We start from the raw sequence: 18560 nt of genomic DNA, 5'->3' as shown, positions 1-18560 counted from the left end.
GCCAGAATGATGCTAAAGAGACCTTATCATGTTACGTAACCCCATCCATCTGCGCCTCGAGAAGCTGGAAAGCTGGCAGCATGTTACTTTTATGGCCTGCCTGTGCGAGCGCCTCTATCCCAACTACTGGGCTTTTTGTCAGCAGACGCAGTTTGCTGATGCGCAGCTTTATCGCCGTATTCTCGATCTGATTTGGGAATCCCTGACGGTAAAGGATGCGAAAATCAATTTCGACAGTCAGCTGGAAAAGCTGGAAGAAGCGATTCCGCTAGCGGACGATTTTGACGTCTACGGCGTTTATCCGGCGATTGATGCCTGCGTTGCGTTAAGCGAGCTGGTGCATTCGCGTCTAAGTGGGGAAACGCTGGAGCATGCTATCGAAGTGAGCGAGACCTCGATCACCACGGTCGCGATGCTGGAAATGACTCAGGCTGGTCGCGAAATGACCGATGAGGAGCTGGGCGCGCTACCGGCGATTGAAGAAGAATGGGACGCACAGTGGGAGATTTTTCGCCTGCTGGCAGCCTGTGAAGAGCGGGACCTGGATCTGATAAAAGGACTGCGTTCTGACCTGCGCGAAGCCGCGATAAGTAACATTGGTATAAAAATAGAGCAATAACGCGATAAAACGTGACTTCACGCCTGAATTGTCATGCCTAAAGGCTTCACATCCGCCCCCTGTCTGGTCTACATTTGGGGGGCTGAAAAATGTGGCTATCGGTGCGTGCAGGCTGAAGGGTGTCAGAATCTGGCTATTCCCTCGCACTCGATGCTTAGCAAGCGATAAATACACTGTAAGGATAACTTATGAACAAGACTCAACTGATTGATGTAATTGCAGAGAAAGCGGATCTCTCCAAGTCCCAGGCTAAAGCTGCGCTGGAATCCACCCTGGCTGCAATTACCGAGTCTCTGAAAGATGGTGATGCTGTACAACTGGTTGGTTTTGGTACTTTTAAAGTTAACCACCGTGCTGAGCGCACTGGCCGCAACCCGCAGACAGGCAATGAAATCAAAATTGCTGCTGCTAACGTACCGGCATTCGTATCTGGTAAAGCACTGAAAGACGCCGTTAAGTAATCGCGTTGCAGTGAAAGGTTTAACGAGGGCGGCAATTATTGTCGCCCTTTTGTTTTTGTATCGTCTTGTAATCACGGAGCATCATGAAGCGCCTGGCCGTACTTCTGACGTTACTGCTGGCAGGATGTAGTTCACAGCCGTCGCTGCCTGATTTTACCGCCAGCGGCTATCTGGCCGATCGCGGCGTAGTACGCATCTGGCGTAAGAATCATCAGCACAGCGTGCATATGCTGACGGTGTTTAAGCCGTTTCAGGAGGGCGCGGCCGTCTTTACGCGTTATAGCTGGCAGGATGGCAATCTTACCAGTATCGAGCGCCACCTTAAGGACGCGCAGCCGGATGATGTGACGTTGCGTTTTGACGGCGATGGCAGCCTGAGCTTTATGCAACGGCAGCTGGCGGGACAACGTGAGGCGGTCAGCGAGGACACGATTGAACTGTATAAGTTTGATGCGCAGCGCATGTTAAAAATCAGCGATGCGCTGCTGGCCGGGCGCGTACTGCTGAAACAGGGGCGCTGGCAGGGCAGCGACAAACTGCAGACTTGTCAGGGCGAGCAGATCAAACCGGCGCTGGATGAAAGTGAGTGGCAAAGAGTAGAACAACTCCAGCATCAGGCGGGATCGGCGGTTAGCGTCGCCTGGCTGGAAGCGCCGGCGGGCACCCAGCTACTGGCTGTTTCAACGGAAGATGATTGTCAGTGGGCGCCGCAGGAAGCGGATTTGTAACGTAGCGTGAGAAACGGTCCCGCCGGAAGGGCGGAACCGCTACGGAGATTATTTGCGTCCGATAGCGCGATAGCCGATATCACGACGGCAGAAGCTACCCTCCCAGGAAACCGGCGTCGCCAGTTCATAGGCGCGGCGCTGTGCCGCAGCGACATCGGCGCCCAGCGCCGTTACGCAAAGTACGCGTCCGCCGTTCGTCATCACCAGGTCATCCTCCAGACGGGTGCCGGCATGGAAGATTTTACCATCTGCGACCTCTTCCAGCGGCAGGCCATGAATCACATCGCCGGTGCGATAGTCGCCAGGGTAGCCGCCAGCCGCCAACACCACGCCTAATGCCGGCCGCTCATCCCACTGCGACTCTTTTTCATCCAACTTGCCTTCGCAGGCCGCCAGACAGAGCTCAACCAGGTCTGACTGCAGACGTAGCATGATCGGCTGCGTTTCCGGATCGCCAAAGCGACAGTTAAATTCGATCACTTTTGGCTGACCATCCTGGCCAATCATCAACCCGGCATACAGGAAACCGGTATAGATATTGCCTTCGGCCGCCATGCCACGCACCGTTGGCCAGATAACCTCATCCATAACGCGCTGGTGGATTTCCGCAGTTACCACCGGGGCAGGGGAATAAGCGCCCATACCACCGGTATTCGGGCCGGTATCGCCATCGCCTACGCGTTTATGATCCTGGCTGGTCGCCATCGGCAAGACATGCTCGCCATCCACCATCACGATAAAGCTGGCTTCTTCGCCATCAAGAAACTCTTCCACAACGATACGGTGTCCGGCATCGCCAAAGGCATTGCCCGCCAGCATATCCCGTACTGCGGCTTCGGCTTCTGCCAGCGTCATGGCGACGATAACGCCTTTACCGGCCGCCAGCCCGTCCGCTTTAATCACGATTGGCGCGCCTTTGGCATGCACATACTGCAGCGCCAGCTCAACGTCGGTAAAGTTGTGATATTCCGCCGTGGGGATCCGATGGCGCGCCAGGAAGTCTTTGGTAAAAGCCTTCGAGCCTTCCAGCTGTGCGGCCGCTTTGCTGGGGCCAAAGATTTTCAGGCCCGCTTTACGGAAAGCGTCAACCACACCTTTTACCAGCGGTGCTTCAGGACCGACGATAGTAAGATCGATTTTTTCGCTCTGCGCGAAGGCCAGCAGCGCCGGAATATCGCTAGCTGCGATATTCACGTTTTGCAGCGCAGGCTCCAGCGCGGTGCCGGCATTGCCCGGCGCGACAAAAACGCGGTCCGCCAGGGGAGACTGGGCCGCTTTCCATGCCAGCGCATGTTCGCGGCCGCCGTTACCAATGATTAAAATGTTCATCTTTGACTCTCCAGGCGATTAATGACGGAAATGACGCATATCGGTAAAGATCATCGCAATGCCATGCTCGTCTGCGGCGGCAATCACTTCATCATCGCGAATGGAACCGCCCGGCTGAATCACGCAGCTGACGCCAACGGCGGCCGCGGCATCAATGCCATCACGGAACGGGAAAAACGCATCGGAAGCCATCGCCGAACCTTTTACCTCTAGCCCTTCATCACCCGCTTTGATACCGGCGATTTTAGCGGAGTAGACACGGCTCATCTGACCGGCGCCAATGCCGATGGTCATATTATCGCGCGCATAAACGATGGCATTGGATTTCACGAACTTGGCGACTTTCCAACAGAACAGCGCATCACGCAGCTCCTGCTCGGTAGGCTGGCGCTTCGACACCACGCGCAGCTGGCTGCGGTCGACCATGCCTAAATCGCGATCCTGTACCAGCAGGCCGCCATTAACGCGTTTGAAATCTAAACCGCCGATGCGCTGCTGCCAATCGCCGCAGGTCAGGACGCGAACGTTCTGTTTTGCCGCAGTGATCTGCAGGGCGGCGTCGCTGGCGGATGGCGCAATGATCACTTCAACGAACTGTCGGCTAATGATCGCCTGCGCGGTGGCTTCGTCCAGCTCGCGGTTAAAAGCGATAATGCCGCCAAAGGCTGAGGTAGGGTCGGTTTTAAAGGCGCGCTCGTAGGCGTCCAGCAGAGAACTGCCGACCGCCACGCCGCAAGGGTTGGCATGCTTAACGATCACGCAGGCGGGCTCGTTGAATTCTTTTACGCACTCCAGCGCGGCATCAGTATCGGCAATATTATTATAAGAGAGCGCTTTGCCCTGTAGCTGGCGGGCCGTGGCGACGGACGCCTCTTTAATCTCTTCTTCAATATAGAAAGCAGCCTGCTGGTGGCTGTTTTCGCCGTAGCGCATATCCTGCTTTTTAATGAAGTTCAGATTTAAGGTGCGCGGGAAACGGCCTGAAGGCGTATTGGTCTCGCCATGATAGGCCGGCACCAGGCTGCCGAAGTAGTTAGCGATCATGCTGTCATAGGCAGCGGTATGTTCAAATGCTTTGATTGCGAGATCGAAGCGGGTATCAAAGGAGAGGGCGTTATCGTTAGCGTCCAGCTCGGCAATGATCGCCTGATAATCGCTGCTCTTAACCACAATCGCCACGTCTTTATGGTTCTTCGCTGCCGAGCGCACCATGGTCGGCCCGCCAATATCTATATTTTCTACCGCGTCTTCCAGTGTGCAGCCTTCGCGCGCGACGGTCTGAGCAAAGGGATAAAGGTTAACGACAACCATATCGATCGGATCGATGTGATGCTGGCTCATGATCTCATCATCCTGACCGCGACGTCCGAGAATGCCGCCGTGTACCTTCGGATGCAAAGTTTTAACGCGTCCATCCATCATTTCCGGGAAGCCGGTGTAATCAGAGACTTCTGTTACCGGCAGGCCAGCATCAGCCAGCAGGCGAGCCGTGCCGCCAGTGGAGAGTAGCTCAACGCCTCTTTGGGAAAGAGCCTGAGCGAATTCGACGATACCGGCTTTATCAGACACGCTGAGCAGAGCGCGGCGTACAGGACGACGTTGTTGCATGGTGGTTTTATCCCTTGGCTTTAGTTCGCAAGTAAAGAGCGTTACATCAAGCTTAACAGGCCTTCTATAAAGGTAAGCTTCAGGTAACGCCCCATCAGGGGCATTATTAACGTCGGCTGGCATTGTAGCGAAAACGTTTGCGTGATGCTCGCCTAAATTAGAATCCCGGCGGCAGGTGCATAATTCTGTGGATAACTGCGTATAAATAGCGGTTTTGCTGGGGATTGCAGCAAACAGTCATTTTTTTGCAATTTAGCGGTTGCAGGCCGCCGAGAACTCCCTATAATGCGCCTCCATCGACACGGCACAACGGCTTACGCCACGCGGTGTTGAGCGGTTCAGCGAAGTCTGAATCGCCGGAGAAAAACTTCTGAAAAAGGGGTTGACTCTGAAAGAGGAAAGCGTAATATACGCCACCTCGCGACAACGGCACGAAACGCCGGTCGCACCGCTCTTTAACAATTTATCAGACAATCTGTGTGGGCACTCACGGACGGGATATCGCAAAAATAATTGCAGTATCAAGTCTCAGAGTGAACACGTAATTCATTACGACGTTTTTCTCGAGCATCAGACTTTTAATTGAAGAGTTTGATCATGGCTCAGATTGAACGCTGGCGGCAGGCCTAACACATGCAAGTCGAACGGTAACAGAGAGCAGCTTGCTGCTCTGCTGACGAGTGGCGGACGGGTGAGTAATGTCTGGGGATCTGCCCGATGGAGGGGGATAACCACTGGAAACGGTGGCTAATACCGCATAACGTCGCAAGACCAAAGTGGGGGACCTTCGGGCCTCACACCATCGGATGAACCCAGATGGGATTAGCTAGTAGGTGGGGTAACGGCTCACCTAGGCGACGATCCCTAGCTGGTCTGAGAGGATGACCAGCCACACTGGAACTGAGACACGGTCCAGACTCCTACGGGAGGCAGCAGTGGGGAATATTGCACAATGGGCGCAAGCCTGATGCAGCCATGCCGCGTGTATGAAGAAGGCCTTCGGGTTGTAAAGTACTTTCAGCGGGGAGGAAGGGAGTGAGGTTAATAACCTTATTCATTGACGTTACCCGCAGAAGAAGCACCGGCTAACTCCGTGCCAGCAGCCGCGGTAATACGGAGGGTGCAAGCGTTAATCGGAATTACTGGGCGTAAAGCGCACGCAGGCGGTCTGTCAAGTCGGATGTGAAATCCCCGGGCTCAACCCGGGAACTGCATTCGAAACTGGCAGGCTAGAGTCTCGTAGAGGGGGGTAGAATTCCAGGTGTAGCGGTGAAATGCGTAGAGATCTGGAGGAATACCGGTGGCGAAGGCGGCCCCCTGGACGAAGACTGACGCTCAGGTGCGAAAGCGTGGGGAGCAAACAGGATTAGATACCCTGGTAGTCCACGCCGTAAACGATGTCGACTTGGAGGCTGTGAGCTTGACTCGTGGCTTCCGGAGCTAACGCGTTAAGTCGACCGCCTGGGGAGTACGGCCGCAAGGTTAAAACTCAAATGAATTGACGGGGGCCCGCACAAGCGGTGGAGCATGTGGTTTAATTCGATGCAACGCGAAGAACCTTACCTGGCCTTGACATCCACGGAATTCTGCAGAGATGCGGAAGTGCCTTCGGGAACCGTGAGACAGGTGCTGCATGGCTGTCGTCAGCTCGTGTTGTGAAATGTTGGGTTAAGTCCCGCAACGAGCGCAACCCTTATCCTTTGTTGCCAGCGGTTCGGCCGGGAACTCAAAGGAGACTGCCGGTGATAAACCGGAGGAAGGTGGGGATGACGTCAAGTCATCATGGCCCTTACGGCCAGGGCTACACACGTGCTACAATGGCGCATACAAAGAGAAGCGACCTCGCGAGAGCAAGCGGACCTCATAAAGTGCGTCGTAGTCCGGATCGGAGTCTGCAACTCGACTCCGTGAAGTCGGAATCGCTAGTAATCGTGGATCAGAATGCCACGGTGAATACGTTCCCGGGCCTTGTACACACCGCCCGTCACACCATGGGAGTGGGTTGCAAAAGAAGTAGGTAGCTTAACCTTCGGGAGGGCGCTTACCACTTTGTGATTCATGACTGGGGTGAAGTCGTAACAAGGTAACCGTAGGGGAACCTGCGGTTGGATCACCTCCTTACCATGCTGAATCCCGCCCGTGAAGTGCTCACACAGATTGTCTGATAGAAGTAACGAGCAAGGCGTTTACGCGTAGGGGGTACAGTGACAAAAGATATTGTCGCTCGATTTTCTTAAGAAAATCTCGCCCTTACACGAAATTAGCGAATCGGTGATTCGCACAGCAAATTTCGTGTCCCCTTCGTCTAGAGGCCCAGGACACCGCCCTTTCACGGCGGTAACAGGGGTTCGAATCCCCTAGGGGACGCCACTTGCTGGTCTGTGAGTGAAAGTCACCTGCCAAAATATCTTAAAACTGACTGAGAAGTCGGCTTTAAGATATTGCTCTTTAACAATCCGGAAACAAGCTGAAAATTGAAAACGGAACAACGTTATGTTGTTCACGATTCTCTCAATACTTACATCCCGAATCAGTACACCGGGACGAGCGAGCAAAACGACAGCAAGGCGTACAGCGCGCAGCAGGCGGAGTGGACTTATTGTCCATGAGCATGGCGAGCACTGCACAACGAAGCTGACGTGATGCGCAGCCGTCACGAGACGTCTGTGGGTTGTGAGGTTAAGCGAATAAGCGTACACGGTGGATGCCCTGGCAGTCAGAGGCGATGAAGGGCGTGCTAATCTGCGATAAGCGCCGGTAAGGTGATATGAACCGCTATCAACCGGCGATACCCGAATGGGGAAACCCAGTGCAATCCGTTGCACTATCATGTCATGAATACATAGTGACATGAGGCGAACCGGGGGAACTGAAACATCTAAGTACCCCGAGGAAAAGAAATCAACCGAGATTCCCTGAGTAGCGGCGAGCGAACGGGGAACAGCCCAGAGCCTGAATCAGCATGTGTGTCAGTGGAAGCGTCTGGAAAGGCGCACGGTACAGGGTGACAGTCCCGTACACGAAGATGCATGTGCTGTGAGCTCGATGAGTAGGGCGGGACACGTGGTATCCTGTCTGAATATGGGGGGACCATCCTCCAAGGCTAAATACTCCTGACTGACCGATAGTGAACCAGTACCGTGAGGGAAAGGCGAAAAGAACCCCGGCGAGGGGAGTGAAAAAGAACCTGAAACCGTGTACGTACAAGCAGTGGGAGCCTCTTTATGGGGTGACTGCGTACCTTTTGTATAATGGGTCAGCGACTTATATTCTGTAGCAAGGTTAACCGTATAGGGGAGCCGCAGGGAAACCGAGTCTTAACCGGGCGCTAAGTTGCAGGGTATAGACCCGAAACCCGGTGATCTAGCCATGGGCAGGTTGAAGGTTGGGTAACACTAACTGGAGGACCGAACCGACTAATGTTGAAAAATTAGCGGATGACCTGTGGCTGGGGGTGAAAGGCCAATCAAACCGGGAGATAGCTGGTTCTCCCCGAAAGCTATTTAGGTAGCGCCTCGTGAATTCATCTCCGGGGGTAGAGCACTGTTTCGGCTAGGGGGCCATCCCGGCTTACCAACCCGATGCAAACTGCGAATACCGGAGAATGTTATCACGGGAGACACACGGCGGGTGCTAACGTCCGTCGTGAAGAGGGAAACAACCCAGACCGCCAGCTAAGGTCCCAAAGTCATGGTTAAGTGGGAAACGATGTGGGAAGGCCCAGACAGCCAGGATGTTGGCTTAGAAGCAGCCATCATTTAAAGAAAGCGTAATAGCTCACTGGTCGAGTCGGCCTGCGCGGAAGATGTAACGGGGCTAAACCATGCACCGAAGCTGCGGCAGCGACACTGTGTGTTGTTGGGTAGGGGAGCGTTCTGTAAGCCGTCGAAGGTGTGCTGTGAGGCATGCTGGAGGTATCAGAAGTGCGAATGCTGACATAAGTAACGATAAAGCGGGTGAAAAGCCCGCTCGCCGGAAGACCAAGGGTTCCTGTCCAACGTTAATCGGGGCAGGGTGAGTCGACCCCTAAGGCGAGGCCGAAAGGCGTAGTCGATGGGAAACGGGTTAATATTCCCGTACTCGGTGTTACTGCGAAGGGGGGACGGAGAAGGCTATGTTGGCCGGGCGACGGTTGTCCCGGTTTAAGCGTGTAGGCTGACTTTCCAGGCAAATCCGGAGGGTCAAGGCTGAGGCGTGACGACGAGGCACCACGGTGCTGAAGCAACAAATGCCCTGCTTCCAGGAAAAGCCTCTAAGCATCAGGTAACAACGAATCGTACCCCAAACCGACACAGGTGGTCAGGTAGAGAATACCAAGGCGCTTGAGAGAACTCGGGTGAAGGAACTAGGCAAAATGGTGCCGTAACTTCGGGAGAAGGCACGCTGGCATGTAGGTGGAGGGACTTGCTCCCCGAGCCGAAGCCAGTCGAAGATACCAGCTGGCTGCAACTGTTTATTAAAAACACAGCACTGTGCAAACACGAAAGTGGACGTATACGGTGTGACGCCTGCCCGGTGCCGGAAGGTTAATTGATGGGGTTATCGCAAGAGAAGCTCCTGATCGAAGCCCCGGTAAACGGCGGCCGTAACTATAACGGTCCTAAGGTAGCGAAATTCCTTGTCGGGTAAGTTCCGACCTGCACGAATGGCGTAATGATGGCCAGGCTGTCTCCACCCGAGACTCAGTGAAATTGAACTCGCTGTGAAGATGCAGTGTACCCGCGGCAAGACGGAAAGACCCCGTGAACCTTTACTACAGCTTGACACTGAACATTGAGCCTTGATGTGCAGGATAGGTGGGAGGCTGTGAAGTGCGGACGCCAGTTCGCACGGAGCCATCCTTGAAATACCACCCTTTAATGTTTGATGTTCTAACCTGGCGCCGTGAACCGGCGTGGGGACAGTGTCTGGTGGGTAGTTTGACTGGGGCGGTCTCCTCCCAAAGTGTAACGGAGGAGTACGAAGGTCAGCTAATCACGGTCGGACATCGTGAGGTTAGTGCAATGGCATAAGCTGGCTTGACTGCGAGAGTGACGGTTCGAGCAGGTGCGAAAGCAGGTCATAGTGATCCGGTGGTTCTGAATGGAAGGGCCATCGCTCAACGGATAAAAGGTACTCCGGGGATAACAGGCTGATACCGCCCAAGAGTTCATATCGACGGCGGTGTTTGGCACCTCGATGTCGGCTCATCACATCCTGGGGCTGAAGTAGGTCCCAAGGGTATGGCTGTTCGCCATTTAAAGTGGTACGCGAGCTGGGTTTAGAACGTCGTGAGACAGTTCGGTCCCTATCTGCCGTGGGCGCTGGAAGACTGAGAGGGGTTGCTCCTAGTACGAGAGGACCGGAGTGAACGCACCGCTGGTGTTCGGGTTGTCATGCCAATGGCACTGCCCGGTAGCTAAGTGCGGAAGAGATAAGTGCTGAAAGCATCTAAGCACGAAACTTGCCTCGAGATGAGTCTTCCCTGGGACCCTGAGCCCCCTGAAGGGACGTTGAAGACGACGACGTTGATAGGCCGGGTGTGTAAGCGCAGCGATGCGTTGAGCTAACCGGTACTAATGACCCGTGAGGCTTAACCTTACAACGCCACAGGCGTTTTGAGTTGAGAGATTTTGGCTTGTTGACGGATAAACGTGCGCGGCCGTGAGGGCGGCGGACGGAAACAGATTTGCCTGGCGGCAAGAGCGCGGTGGTCCCACCTGACCCCATGCCGAACTCAGAAGTGAAACGCCGTAGCGCCGATGGTAGTGTGGGGCTTCCCCATGCGAGAGTAGGGAACTGCCAGGCATCAAAACAACGACAGAGCCTCAGCGAAAGCTGGGGCTTTTTCGTATCTGCAACCGGCAGAAAACCGGTGTTTTTTTATCCCCGGTGCGCTGTATTCTGCAGACAGCCGCCTCTCCCTGAGGCTTTATCTTTGATTACCCGCCTTTTAAGCTGCAAGCTCCTCTTTGCTTTATAACCTTTTCTACGGTTTTTACTCCTTCTCATAGCCTTTTTACTTTCCTGAATGAAACATTTTCAATTACTGGTTGAAGCCTCGACATTCGGTCTCTGGCAAGCTATCTTCGGGCATCTGGATGTCTAAACGTATAAACGTATGTAGTGAGGAATAGAGGCTATGCCAATTCGGGTACCCGATGAATTACCAGCCGTAAACTGTTTACGCCAGGAGAATGTCTTTGTTATGACCCATTCTCGCGCCAGCGTTCAGGAAATCCGACCGTTGAAAGTGCTGGTATTAAATCTGATGCCAAAGAAGATCGAGACGGAAAACCAGTTTTTACGTCTGCTTTCTAACTCTCCACTGCAGATAGACATTCAACTGTTACGCATTGATAGCCGTGAATCACGCAACACGCCGATGGAGCACCTCAATAATTTTTACTGCAACTTTGAAGATATTGAGCATGATAACTACGATGGTCTGATTGTTACCGGCGCGCCGCTGGGTCTGGTCGATTTTAATGATGTAGCTTACTGGCCGCAGATACAGCGCGTACTGCACTGGGCGAAAGAGCATGTCACCTCAACCCTGTTCGTCTGCTGGGCAGTGCAGGCGGCGCTTAATATTTTATATGGTATTCCGAAACAGACGCGCTCCACTAAGCTGTCAGGCGTATATGAACACCAAACCCTGCATCCGCACGCTTTGTTAACGCGCGGATTCGACGATACGTTCCTTGCGCCGCACTCACGCTATGCAGACTTCCCTGCTCAGCTGATCCGCGACTATACCGATCTGGAGATCTTTGCGGAGTCTGAACTGGCCGGGCCTTACCTGCTGGGTAGCAAAGATAAGCGGTTGGCTTTTGTTACCGGCCACCCTGAATATGATGCGCTAACGCTGGCAGGGGAATTCCAGCGCGATAGCGAAGCGGGGTTACACCCGGTTATCCCTCACAACTACTTTCCGCAGGACAATCCGGCACTCACGCCGCGCGCCAGCTGGCGCAGTCATGGCAATCTGCTGTTTTCCAACTGGCTCAACTATTACGTTTACCAAATAACGCCTTACGACTTACGTCATATGAATCCAACGTTGGAATAACATCCCGGCATAACTCCAGCAGGTTAAAGGCCGCTTCCGGTTATTAAAAAGGCGAGCTCTGGAACCTGGTTCCGCTCCAGAGGCGGCTTTGAGCCGTACAAAAAATATGCCAGACTGAGCCACAGACGGGGCTAATTATAATCGAAATGGGTGACGCAAGAGTGACTGACAGAATCGACGCACTGCATCAACAGCTGGCGCAACGTATCATGGTGTTGGACGGCGGTATGGGCACCATGATCCAGAGCTATCGACTGGAAGAACAGGATTACCGGGGCGAGCGCTTCGCCAGGTGGACCAGCGATCTGAAAGGCAACAACGATCTGTTGGTGCTGACGCAGCCGGAAATTATTCGCGCCATCCACAACGCCTATCTGGAAGCGGGCGCCGACATTCTGGAAACCAACACATTCAATGCCACCACCATTGCGATGGCGGATTACCACATGGAATCGTTGTCGGCAGAGATTAACTATGAAGCGGCCCGTCTGGCTCGCGCCTGCGCTGATGAATGGAGTGTGAAAACGCCACAGCGCCCGCGCTATGTTGCCGGAGTACTGGGGCCGACTAACCGGACCTGCTCGATTTCGCCCGATGTTAACGATCCTGCTTACCGCAACGTCACCTTTAATGAGCTGGTCACGGCTTATCGTGAATCGACGCGCGCGCTGATCGAAGGCGGCGTGGATATCATCATGATCGAAACCATTTTCGACACGTTGAACGCAAAAGCCGCCGTATTCGCTATTCAAAGCGAGTTTGAAGCGCTGGGCGTTTCGCTGCCGCTGATGCTCTCCGGTACCATTACCGATGCCTCGGGCCGAACCCTTTCGGGTCAAACAACCGAAGCGTTTTATAACTCGCTGCGCCATGCCGAGCCGCTCTCCTTTGGTCTGAACTGCGCGCTGGGGCCAGATGAGCTGCGTCAGTACGTGGCGGAAATGTCGCGCCTTGCCGAATGTTACGTCACTGCTCATCCCAATGCCGGTCTGCCTAACGCCTTCGGCGAATACGATTTGGATGCGCAGATAATGGCAGAGCAGATTGCCGAGTGGGCGCACGCCGGGTTTTTAAATATCGTTGGCGGCTGCTGCGGAACCACGCCGGCGCATATCGCCGCAATGGCGCAGGCGATCGACGGCGTTGCGCCGCGCAAGCTGCCGGAGGTGCCAGTTGCCTGTCGTCTCTCCGGGCTGGAGCCGTTAAATATTGGCGCGGATTCGCTGTTTGTTAACGTTGGTGAACGAACCAATGTTACCGGCTCAGCAAAATTTAAGCGGCTCATCAAAGAAGAGAAATACAGCGAAGCGCTGGATGTCGCGCGTCAGCAGGTAGAGAGCGGTGCGCAAATCATTGATATCAATATGGATGAAGGCATGCTCGACGCGGAAGCGGCGATGGTGCGTTTTCTTAACCTGATTGCTGGTGAACCCGATATTGCGCGCGTACCGATCATGATCGACTCCTCAAAATGGGAGGTGATTGAAAAGGGGCTGCAGTGCATTCAGGGCAAAGGCATCGTTAACTCTGTATCGATGAAAGAGGGCGTGGAAGCGTTTATCCACCATGCGCGACTGGTACGCCGTTATGGCGCGGCGATGGTGGTGATGGCCTTTGATGAGATTGGGCAGGCAGATACGCGGGCGCGTAAAATCGAGATCTGTCGGCGCGCTTATCGCATTCTGACGGAAGAGGTCGGTTTCCCGCCGGAAGATATTATTTTTGATCCCAACATATTCGCCGTCGCGACCGGGATCGACGAGCACAACAACTATGCGATGGACTTTATCGGTGCCTGCGAAGATATCAAGCGTGAGTTACCTTACGCGCTGATTTCCGGCGGCGTTTCTAATGTCTCTTTCTCTTTTCGCGGTAACGATCCGGTCCGTGAAGCGATTCATGCAGTATTCCTCTATTACGCGATCCGTAACGGCATGGATATGGGGATTGTTAACGCCGGTCAGCTGGCGATTTATGACGATCTGCCCGCTGAATTGCGTGATGCGGTAGAGGATGTGATTTTAAACCGCCGCGACGATGGTACCGAGCGTCTGCTGGAGCTGGCGGAAAAATATCGCGGCAGCAAGGCGGAGGATGACAGCACCAAACCGCAGGCGGAATGGCGTAGCTGGGACGTGGCGAAGCGGCTGGAATATTCGCTGGTTAAAGGCATTACTGAATTTATCGAAGAAGATACCGAAGAGGCGCGTCTACAGGCCGATCGTCCTATTGAAGTGATTGAAGGGCCGTTGATGGCTGGGATGAACGTAGTCGGCGATCTGTTTGGCGAAGGAAAGATGTTCCTGCCGCAGGTGGTTAAATCAGCACGCGTAATGAAGCAGGCGGTCGCCTGGCTGGAACCTTACATTCAGGCCAGCAAAGCGGTGGGCAGCACTAACGGCAAAATCGTGCTGGCCACGGTAAAAGGCGATGTTCATGACATCGGCAAAAATATCGTTGGCGTGGTGCTGCAGTGCAATAACTATGAAATTATCGATCTTGGCGTGATGGTGCCGACGGAGAAAATCCTTAAAACCGCGCGTGAAGAGCGGGCTGATATTATCGGCCTGTCAGGGCTGATTACGCCTTCGTTGGATGAAATGGTCAACGTGGCGAAAGAGATGGAGCGTCAGGGCTTTACTCTGCCGTTGTTGATTGGCGGCGCGACCACCTCTAAAGCGCATACCGCAGTGAAAATTGAGCAGAACTACAGCGGCCCCACGGTTTACGTACAGAACGCCTCGCGTACCGTTGGTGTGGTCTCCGCGCTGCTGTCACCTGAGCAACACGATAATTTTGTCGCCCGTACGCGCAAAGAGTATGAAACAGTGCGCATTCAGCACGGGCGCAAAAAGCCGCGCACCCCGCCGGTCACGCTGCAGGCCGCGCGTGAAAATGATTTTGCTTTTGACTGGGCGCAATACACGCCGCCCACGGCTCACCGGTTAGGTGTCAGTGAAGTAAAGGCCTCGATTGAGACTCTGCGTCACTATATTGACTGGACGCCGTTCTTTATGACCTGGTCACTGGCGGGTAAATATCCGCGCATCCTTGAGGACGACGTGGTGGGCGAAGAGGCGCAGCGCCTGTTTGCCGATGCGAATGCTATGCTCGATCGGCTAAGCGCTGAAGGCAGCCTGACGCCGCGCGGCGTAGTTGGCCTCTTTCCGGCAAACCGCGTTGGCGATGATATTGAAATCTACCAGGACGAATCACGCTCGCAGGTCATTGCCGTGAGTCATCATTTACGCCAGCAAACGGAAAAGGTGGGTTTTGCAAACTACTGCCTGGCGGATTTTGTGGCGCCGAAGGCGAGCGGAAAAGCGGATTACCTCGGCGCTTTTGCCGTCACTGGCGGGCTGGAGGAGGATGCGCTGGCCGACGCCTGGGACCGTCAGCATGATGATTACAATAAAATTATGGTCAAAGCGCTGGCCGATCGACTGGCGGAAGCCTTTGCCGAATACCTGCACGAGCGGGTACGTAAGGTCATTTGGGGCTATGCAGCCAATGAGAACCTCAGCAATGAGGAGCTTATTCGTGAAAATTATCAGGGCATCCGTCCTGCGCCGGGTTATCCGGCCTGTCCGGAACATACTGAAAAGGCCACTATCTGGCAACTGCTGGACGTAGAACGCCATACCGGAATGAAGCTGACCGAATCCTTTGCCATGTGGCCTGGCGCGTCGGTTTCCGGCTGGTACTTTAGCCATCCTGACAGCCGTTACTTCGCCGTGGCGCAGCTGCAGCGCGATCAAATCGAGGACTACGCGGCGCGTAAAGGAATGACGGTAAGCGAGGTGGAACGCTGGCTGGCGCCTCATCTCGGCTACGATGCCGATTAATCTCCCTGGCGCTGGCCCGGAAAGGGTCGGCGCCGTGCTGTGGCGTTGTCCCACCTGCGCGCCGTTGCCCTGGCACCGCGGTCACTAACTTTCCCTCTCGCCCGCCTCGGGTAGTCTACATTTAATAGAATCATCCCCGCGTTAACCTACCTGAAAAACCACTTAAAAACAGGATCCTGCGGAGCGTGTAAAGAGAAGCGTTTTTTCATTTGCTGCATTCCCCGCCGGGCGGGATGTAAATGCTGTTGTCGTCTGGCATGAAGGAGTTTGATAGTCGTGTTAACCCTGCTTAATTTACTTTCTGCGGTGGCGCTGCTGGTATGGGGAACCCATATTGTGCGCACCGGTATTATGCGCGTTTATGGCGCCGATTTGCGGCGCGTGCTCAGCCGTAGCGTAGAAAAGAAACCGATGGCTTTTATGGCCGGTATCGGCGTCACGGCGCTGGTGCAGAGCAGCAATGCCACCACGTTACTGGTGACCTCGTTTGTGGCGCAAAATCTGGTTGGCCTGACGCCGGCGCTGGTGATCATTCTTGGTGCCGATGTCGGTACGGCGATTATGGCGCGCGTGCTGACCTTCGACCTCTCCTGGCTGTCGCCGCTGTTTATCTTTTTCGGCGTGGTTTTTTTCCTCGGCCGTAAACAGACGCGGGCAGGGCAGCTGGGACGCGCCAGTATCGGTCTCGGCTTAATTTTGCTGGCGCTGCAGCTGGTGGTTGAGGCGGCCAAACCGATCACTCAGGCTTCAGGCGTGCAGGTCATCTTCTCTTCGCTGACCGGCGATATTATGCTGGATGCGCTCATCGGCGCGGTGTTCGCCATTATCAGTTATTCCAGCCTGGCGGCGGTACTGCTCACCGCCACGCTGACGGCCGCTGGCGTGATCTCGTTTCAGGTCGCCCTTTGCCTGGTTATCGGCGCCAACCTCGGCAGCGGGCTACTGGCGATGCTGAACAACAGCGGCTCTAACGCCGCCGGCAAACGGGTGGCGCTCGGCAGCCTGCTGTTTAAGGCGATTGGCTGCGTGCTGGTGCTGCCTTTTATCCATGTACTGTCGCCGTGGCTGGATACATTGCCGGTGCCTGATGAAGAGCTGGTTATCTTCTTCCATGTTTTCTATAACCTGATCCGCTGCCTGGTGATGGTGCCTTTTGCCGATCCTATGGCGCGCCTGTGCCAGCGGCTGATCCGTGACGATCAGGAAAACGATGCGCGTCTGAAGCCCAAACATCTCGATCGCAGCGCGCTGGATACGCCGGCGCTGGCGTTGGCTAATGCCGCGCGTGAAACTCTGCGTATCGGCGACGTGCTGGAAATGATGATGGAGAACTTCTATAAGGTGATGCACGGCGAACCGAGGCAGGAGCGCGAAGTGCGGCGGCTGGATGATGACGTGGATGTGCTGTATACCGCGATCAAACTCTATCTGGCGCGGATGCCGAAAGAGGATCTGCCAGAGGCTGATTCACGCCGCTGGGCCGAAATTATTGAAACGGCGCTTAACCTGGAGCAGGCGGGCGATATTATCGAACGTATGAGCGGTGATGTGGCGGATAAGTCGCTGGCCGCGCGGCGCGCTTTTTCGCCGGAGGGCTTAAGGGAGCTGGAACAGCTGCATGAACAGCTGCTGAATAATCTGCGGCTGGCGCTGTCGGTGTTTTTATCGCGCGATATCGCCAGCGCGAAGCGGCTGCGCCGAGCCAAACACCGTTTCCGCATTATGAACCGGCGCTTTTCACATGAGCATGTGGATCGTCTGCATCAAAAAAATGTGCAGAGCATCGAAACCAGTTCGCTGCATTTGGGGCTGCTGGGCGATATGAAGCGGCTTAACTCGCTATTTTGCGCGGTGGCCTACAGTGTGCTGGAACAGCCGGACGATGAGCGGGATGAGGAGTAAGCGTTTGCCAGCGTGAATCGCTAGCAAACGTCTGCAGGTTTATTTTTTGTTAACCGGCTTGCCGGACCAGTAACCCGCCAGCAGCGAACCGGAAAGGTTGTGCCAGACGGAAAACAGCGCGCCGGGCAGCGCCGCCAGCGGCGAGAAATAGAGCTTGCCCAGCGTAGCCGCCAGCCCGGAGTTCTGCATGCCGACCTCCAGCGCCAGCGTGCGGCAGGTGGACTCATCAAAGCCAAACAGTTTGCCGCCCCAGTAGCCGCCTAATAGTCCGATGGCGTTATGCAATACCACCGCTGCAATCACCACCAGGCCAACCGACCCGATAAAGCCCTGGCTACCGGCCACCACCGCGCTAATGATCAGCAGAATACAGATCATAGAAAACGCTGGCAGCCACGGCTCGACACGCTTCACCACGCGATTCATGCTGTGATGAACAATCAGGCCGAGGCCAATAGGGATCACCACGATTTTAATAATGCTTAGCAACATGCCGACCACATCCACCTCAACATGGGTATCCACATAGAAGCGCGTTAGCAACGGCGTAGCAAAGACCCCGACCAGTGCGGAAACCGAAGAGATGGTTACCGACAAGGCGACATCGCCTTTCGCCAGATAGATCATAACGTTAGAGGCCGTGCCGCTGGCGACGCTGCCCACCAGAATCATACCTGCGGCCAGGTCAGGCGGCATCTGAAACAGTTTAGCCAACAGCCAGGCAGCCAGCGGCATAACCAGATAGTGCAAAAAGGTGCCGGCGATAACCGGCGCCGGACGCACCAGCACGCGTTTAAAATCATCGATATGCAAAGTTACGCCCATACCGAACATAATCAGCATCAGCAAATAAGAAACCCAGGGGCCGATGCCGGTAAAGGTGCCGGGCGAATAATAGGCGGCCGCCGAGAGCAAAACAGCCCACAGCGGAAACAAACGGGTGATTCTGGCGAGCATAAGCCAAACTTCCTTATAAAGATGGCAGGGGATTGCCGCCAGACAATGTTTGTCTTAAGC

At 54.8% G+C, this 18560-nt stretch carries 9 protein-coding genes, 1 tRNA gene and 3 rRNA genes; 10 read left to right on the top strand and 3 right to left on the bottom strand.

Translation table 11 applies throughout. The features are described from left to right. The first annotated feature begins 28 nt into the window (after positions 1-28). From K6958_RS18735 to K6958_RS18725, 3 genes are all read left to right on the top strand, one after another. Entirely contained in the window at positions 29-619 is a 591-nt protein-coding gene (locus K6958_RS18735) for a YjaG family protein (RefSeq protein WP_249892512.1), read from the top strand. A gap of 188 nt (positions 620-807) precedes the next feature. Beyond that, the gene (gene hupA / locus K6958_RS18730) at positions 808-1080 is read left to right on the top strand and encodes a nucleoid-associated protein HU-alpha (protein ID WP_085069581.1); all 273 of its coding nucleotides are present in this window, start codon (positions 808-810) and stop codon (positions 1078-1080) included. A gap of 83 nt (positions 1081-1163) precedes the next feature. Beyond that, a complete protein-coding gene (locus tag K6958_RS18725) occupies positions 1164-1808 on the top strand; it encodes a DUF1481 domain-containing protein (protein ID WP_249892511.1) in 645 nt (214 codons plus the stop codon). Between the two features lie 48 nt (positions 1809-1856). On the opposite strand, the gene purD is transcribed toward K6958_RS18725, so the two are convergent. Together purD and purH are read right to left on the bottom strand one after the other, a co-directional pair. Next, positions 1857-3137, bottom strand: coding sequence for a phosphoribosylamine--glycine ligase (gene purD / locus K6958_RS18720; RefSeq protein WP_249892510.1), 1281 nt, complete (start codon positions 3135-3137; stop codon positions 1857-1859). An 18-nt stretch (positions 3138-3155) separates the two neighbouring features. After that, positions 3156-4745, bottom strand: coding sequence for a bifunctional phosphoribosylaminoimidazolecarboxamide formyltransferase/IMP cyclohydrolase (purH, locus tag K6958_RS18715; RefSeq protein ID WP_249892509.1), 1590 nt, complete (start codon positions 4743-4745; stop codon positions 3156-3158). 579 nt (positions 4746-5324) lie between these two features. On the opposite strand from purH, the gene K6958_RS18710 reads away from it, so the two are divergent. The 7 genes from K6958_RS18710 (at position 5325) to K6958_RS18680 (ending at position 17543) form a co-directional block, all read left to right on the top strand. Next, positions 5325-6866: ribosomal RNA gene (locus K6958_RS18710) — 16S ribosomal RNA — on the top strand. A 173-nt stretch (positions 6867-7039) separates the two neighbouring features. Further along, positions 7040-7115 (top strand) — tRNA-Glu (locus K6958_RS18705). A 307-nt stretch (positions 7116-7422) separates the two neighbouring features. Then, positions 7423-10325, top strand: a 23S ribosomal RNA gene (locus K6958_RS18700). 91 nt (positions 10326-10416) lie between these two features. Next, positions 10417-10532: ribosomal RNA gene (rrf, locus tag K6958_RS18695) — 5S ribosomal RNA — on the top strand. Together the 16S, 23S and 5S rRNA genes with 1 tRNA gene alongside form the textbook arrangement of a ribosomal RNA operon. 334 nt (positions 10533-10866) lie before the next feature. Beyond that, positions 10867-11796 (top strand): homoserine O-acetyltransferase MetA, encoded by a 930-nt coding sequence (gene metA, locus K6958_RS18690; protein ID WP_249892508.1) that lies wholly within the window; start codon positions 10867-10869, stop codon positions 11794-11796. A 209-nt stretch (positions 11797-12005) separates the two neighbouring features. Then, the gene (metH, locus tag K6958_RS18685; protein ID WP_434085226.1) at positions 12006-15641 is read left to right on the top strand and encodes a methionine synthase; all 3636 of its coding nucleotides are present in this window, start codon (positions 12006-12008) and stop codon (positions 15639-15641) included. A gap of 276 nt (positions 15642-15917) precedes the next feature. After that, positions 15918-17543, top strand: a complete 1626-nt coding sequence (locus K6958_RS18680) for a Na/Pi cotransporter family protein (protein ID WP_249892506.1) — start codon at positions 15918-15920, stop codon at positions 17541-17543. Positions 17544-17582: 39 nt separating this feature from the next. Here K6958_RS18680 and panS read toward each other — a convergent pair whose 3' ends face one another. Then, positions 17583-18500, bottom strand: coding sequence for a ketopantoate/pantoate/pantothenate transporter PanS (gene panS / locus K6958_RS18675; protein ID WP_249892505.1), 918 nt, complete (start codon positions 18498-18500; stop codon positions 17583-17585). Between the last annotated feature and the right edge of the window lie 60 nt (positions 18501-18560).

It is taken from the genome of Mixta hanseatica (assembly GCF_023517775.1).
Taxonomy (GTDB): Bacteria; Pseudomonadota; Gammaproteobacteria; order Enterobacterales; family Enterobacteriaceae; genus Mixta; species Mixta hanseatica.
This window is presented reverse-complemented; position numbering and strand designations above follow the sequence as displayed.

Coding starts and splice junctions, on each gene's coding strand:
- K6958_RS18735 (WP_249892512.1), top strand. CDS start 29: ATGTTACGTAACCCCATCCATCTGCGCCTCGAGAAGCTGGAAAGCTGG.
- hupA (WP_085069581.1), top strand. CDS start 808: ATGAACAAGACTCAACTGATTGATGTAATTGCAGAGAAAGCGGATCTC.
- K6958_RS18725 (WP_249892511.1), top strand. CDS start 1,164: ATGAAGCGCCTGGCCGTACTTCTGACGTTACTGCTGGCAGGATGTAGT.
- purD (WP_249892510.1), bottom strand. CDS start 3,137: ATGAACATTTTAATCATTGGTAACGGCGGCCGCGAACATGCGCTGGCA.
- purH (WP_249892509.1), bottom strand. CDS start 4,745: ATGCAACAACGTCGTCCTGTACGCCGCGCTCTGCTCAGCGTGTCTGAT.
- metA (WP_249892508.1), top strand. CDS start 10,867: ATGCCAATTCGGGTACCCGATGAATTACCAGCCGTAAACTGTTTACGC.
- metH (WP_434085226.1), top strand. CDS start 12,006: ATGGTGTTGGACGGCGGTATGGGCACCATGATCCAGAGCTATCGACTG.
- panS (WP_249892505.1), bottom strand. CDS start 18,500: ATGCTCGCCAGAATCACCCGTTTGTTTCCGCTGTGGGCTGTTTTGCTC.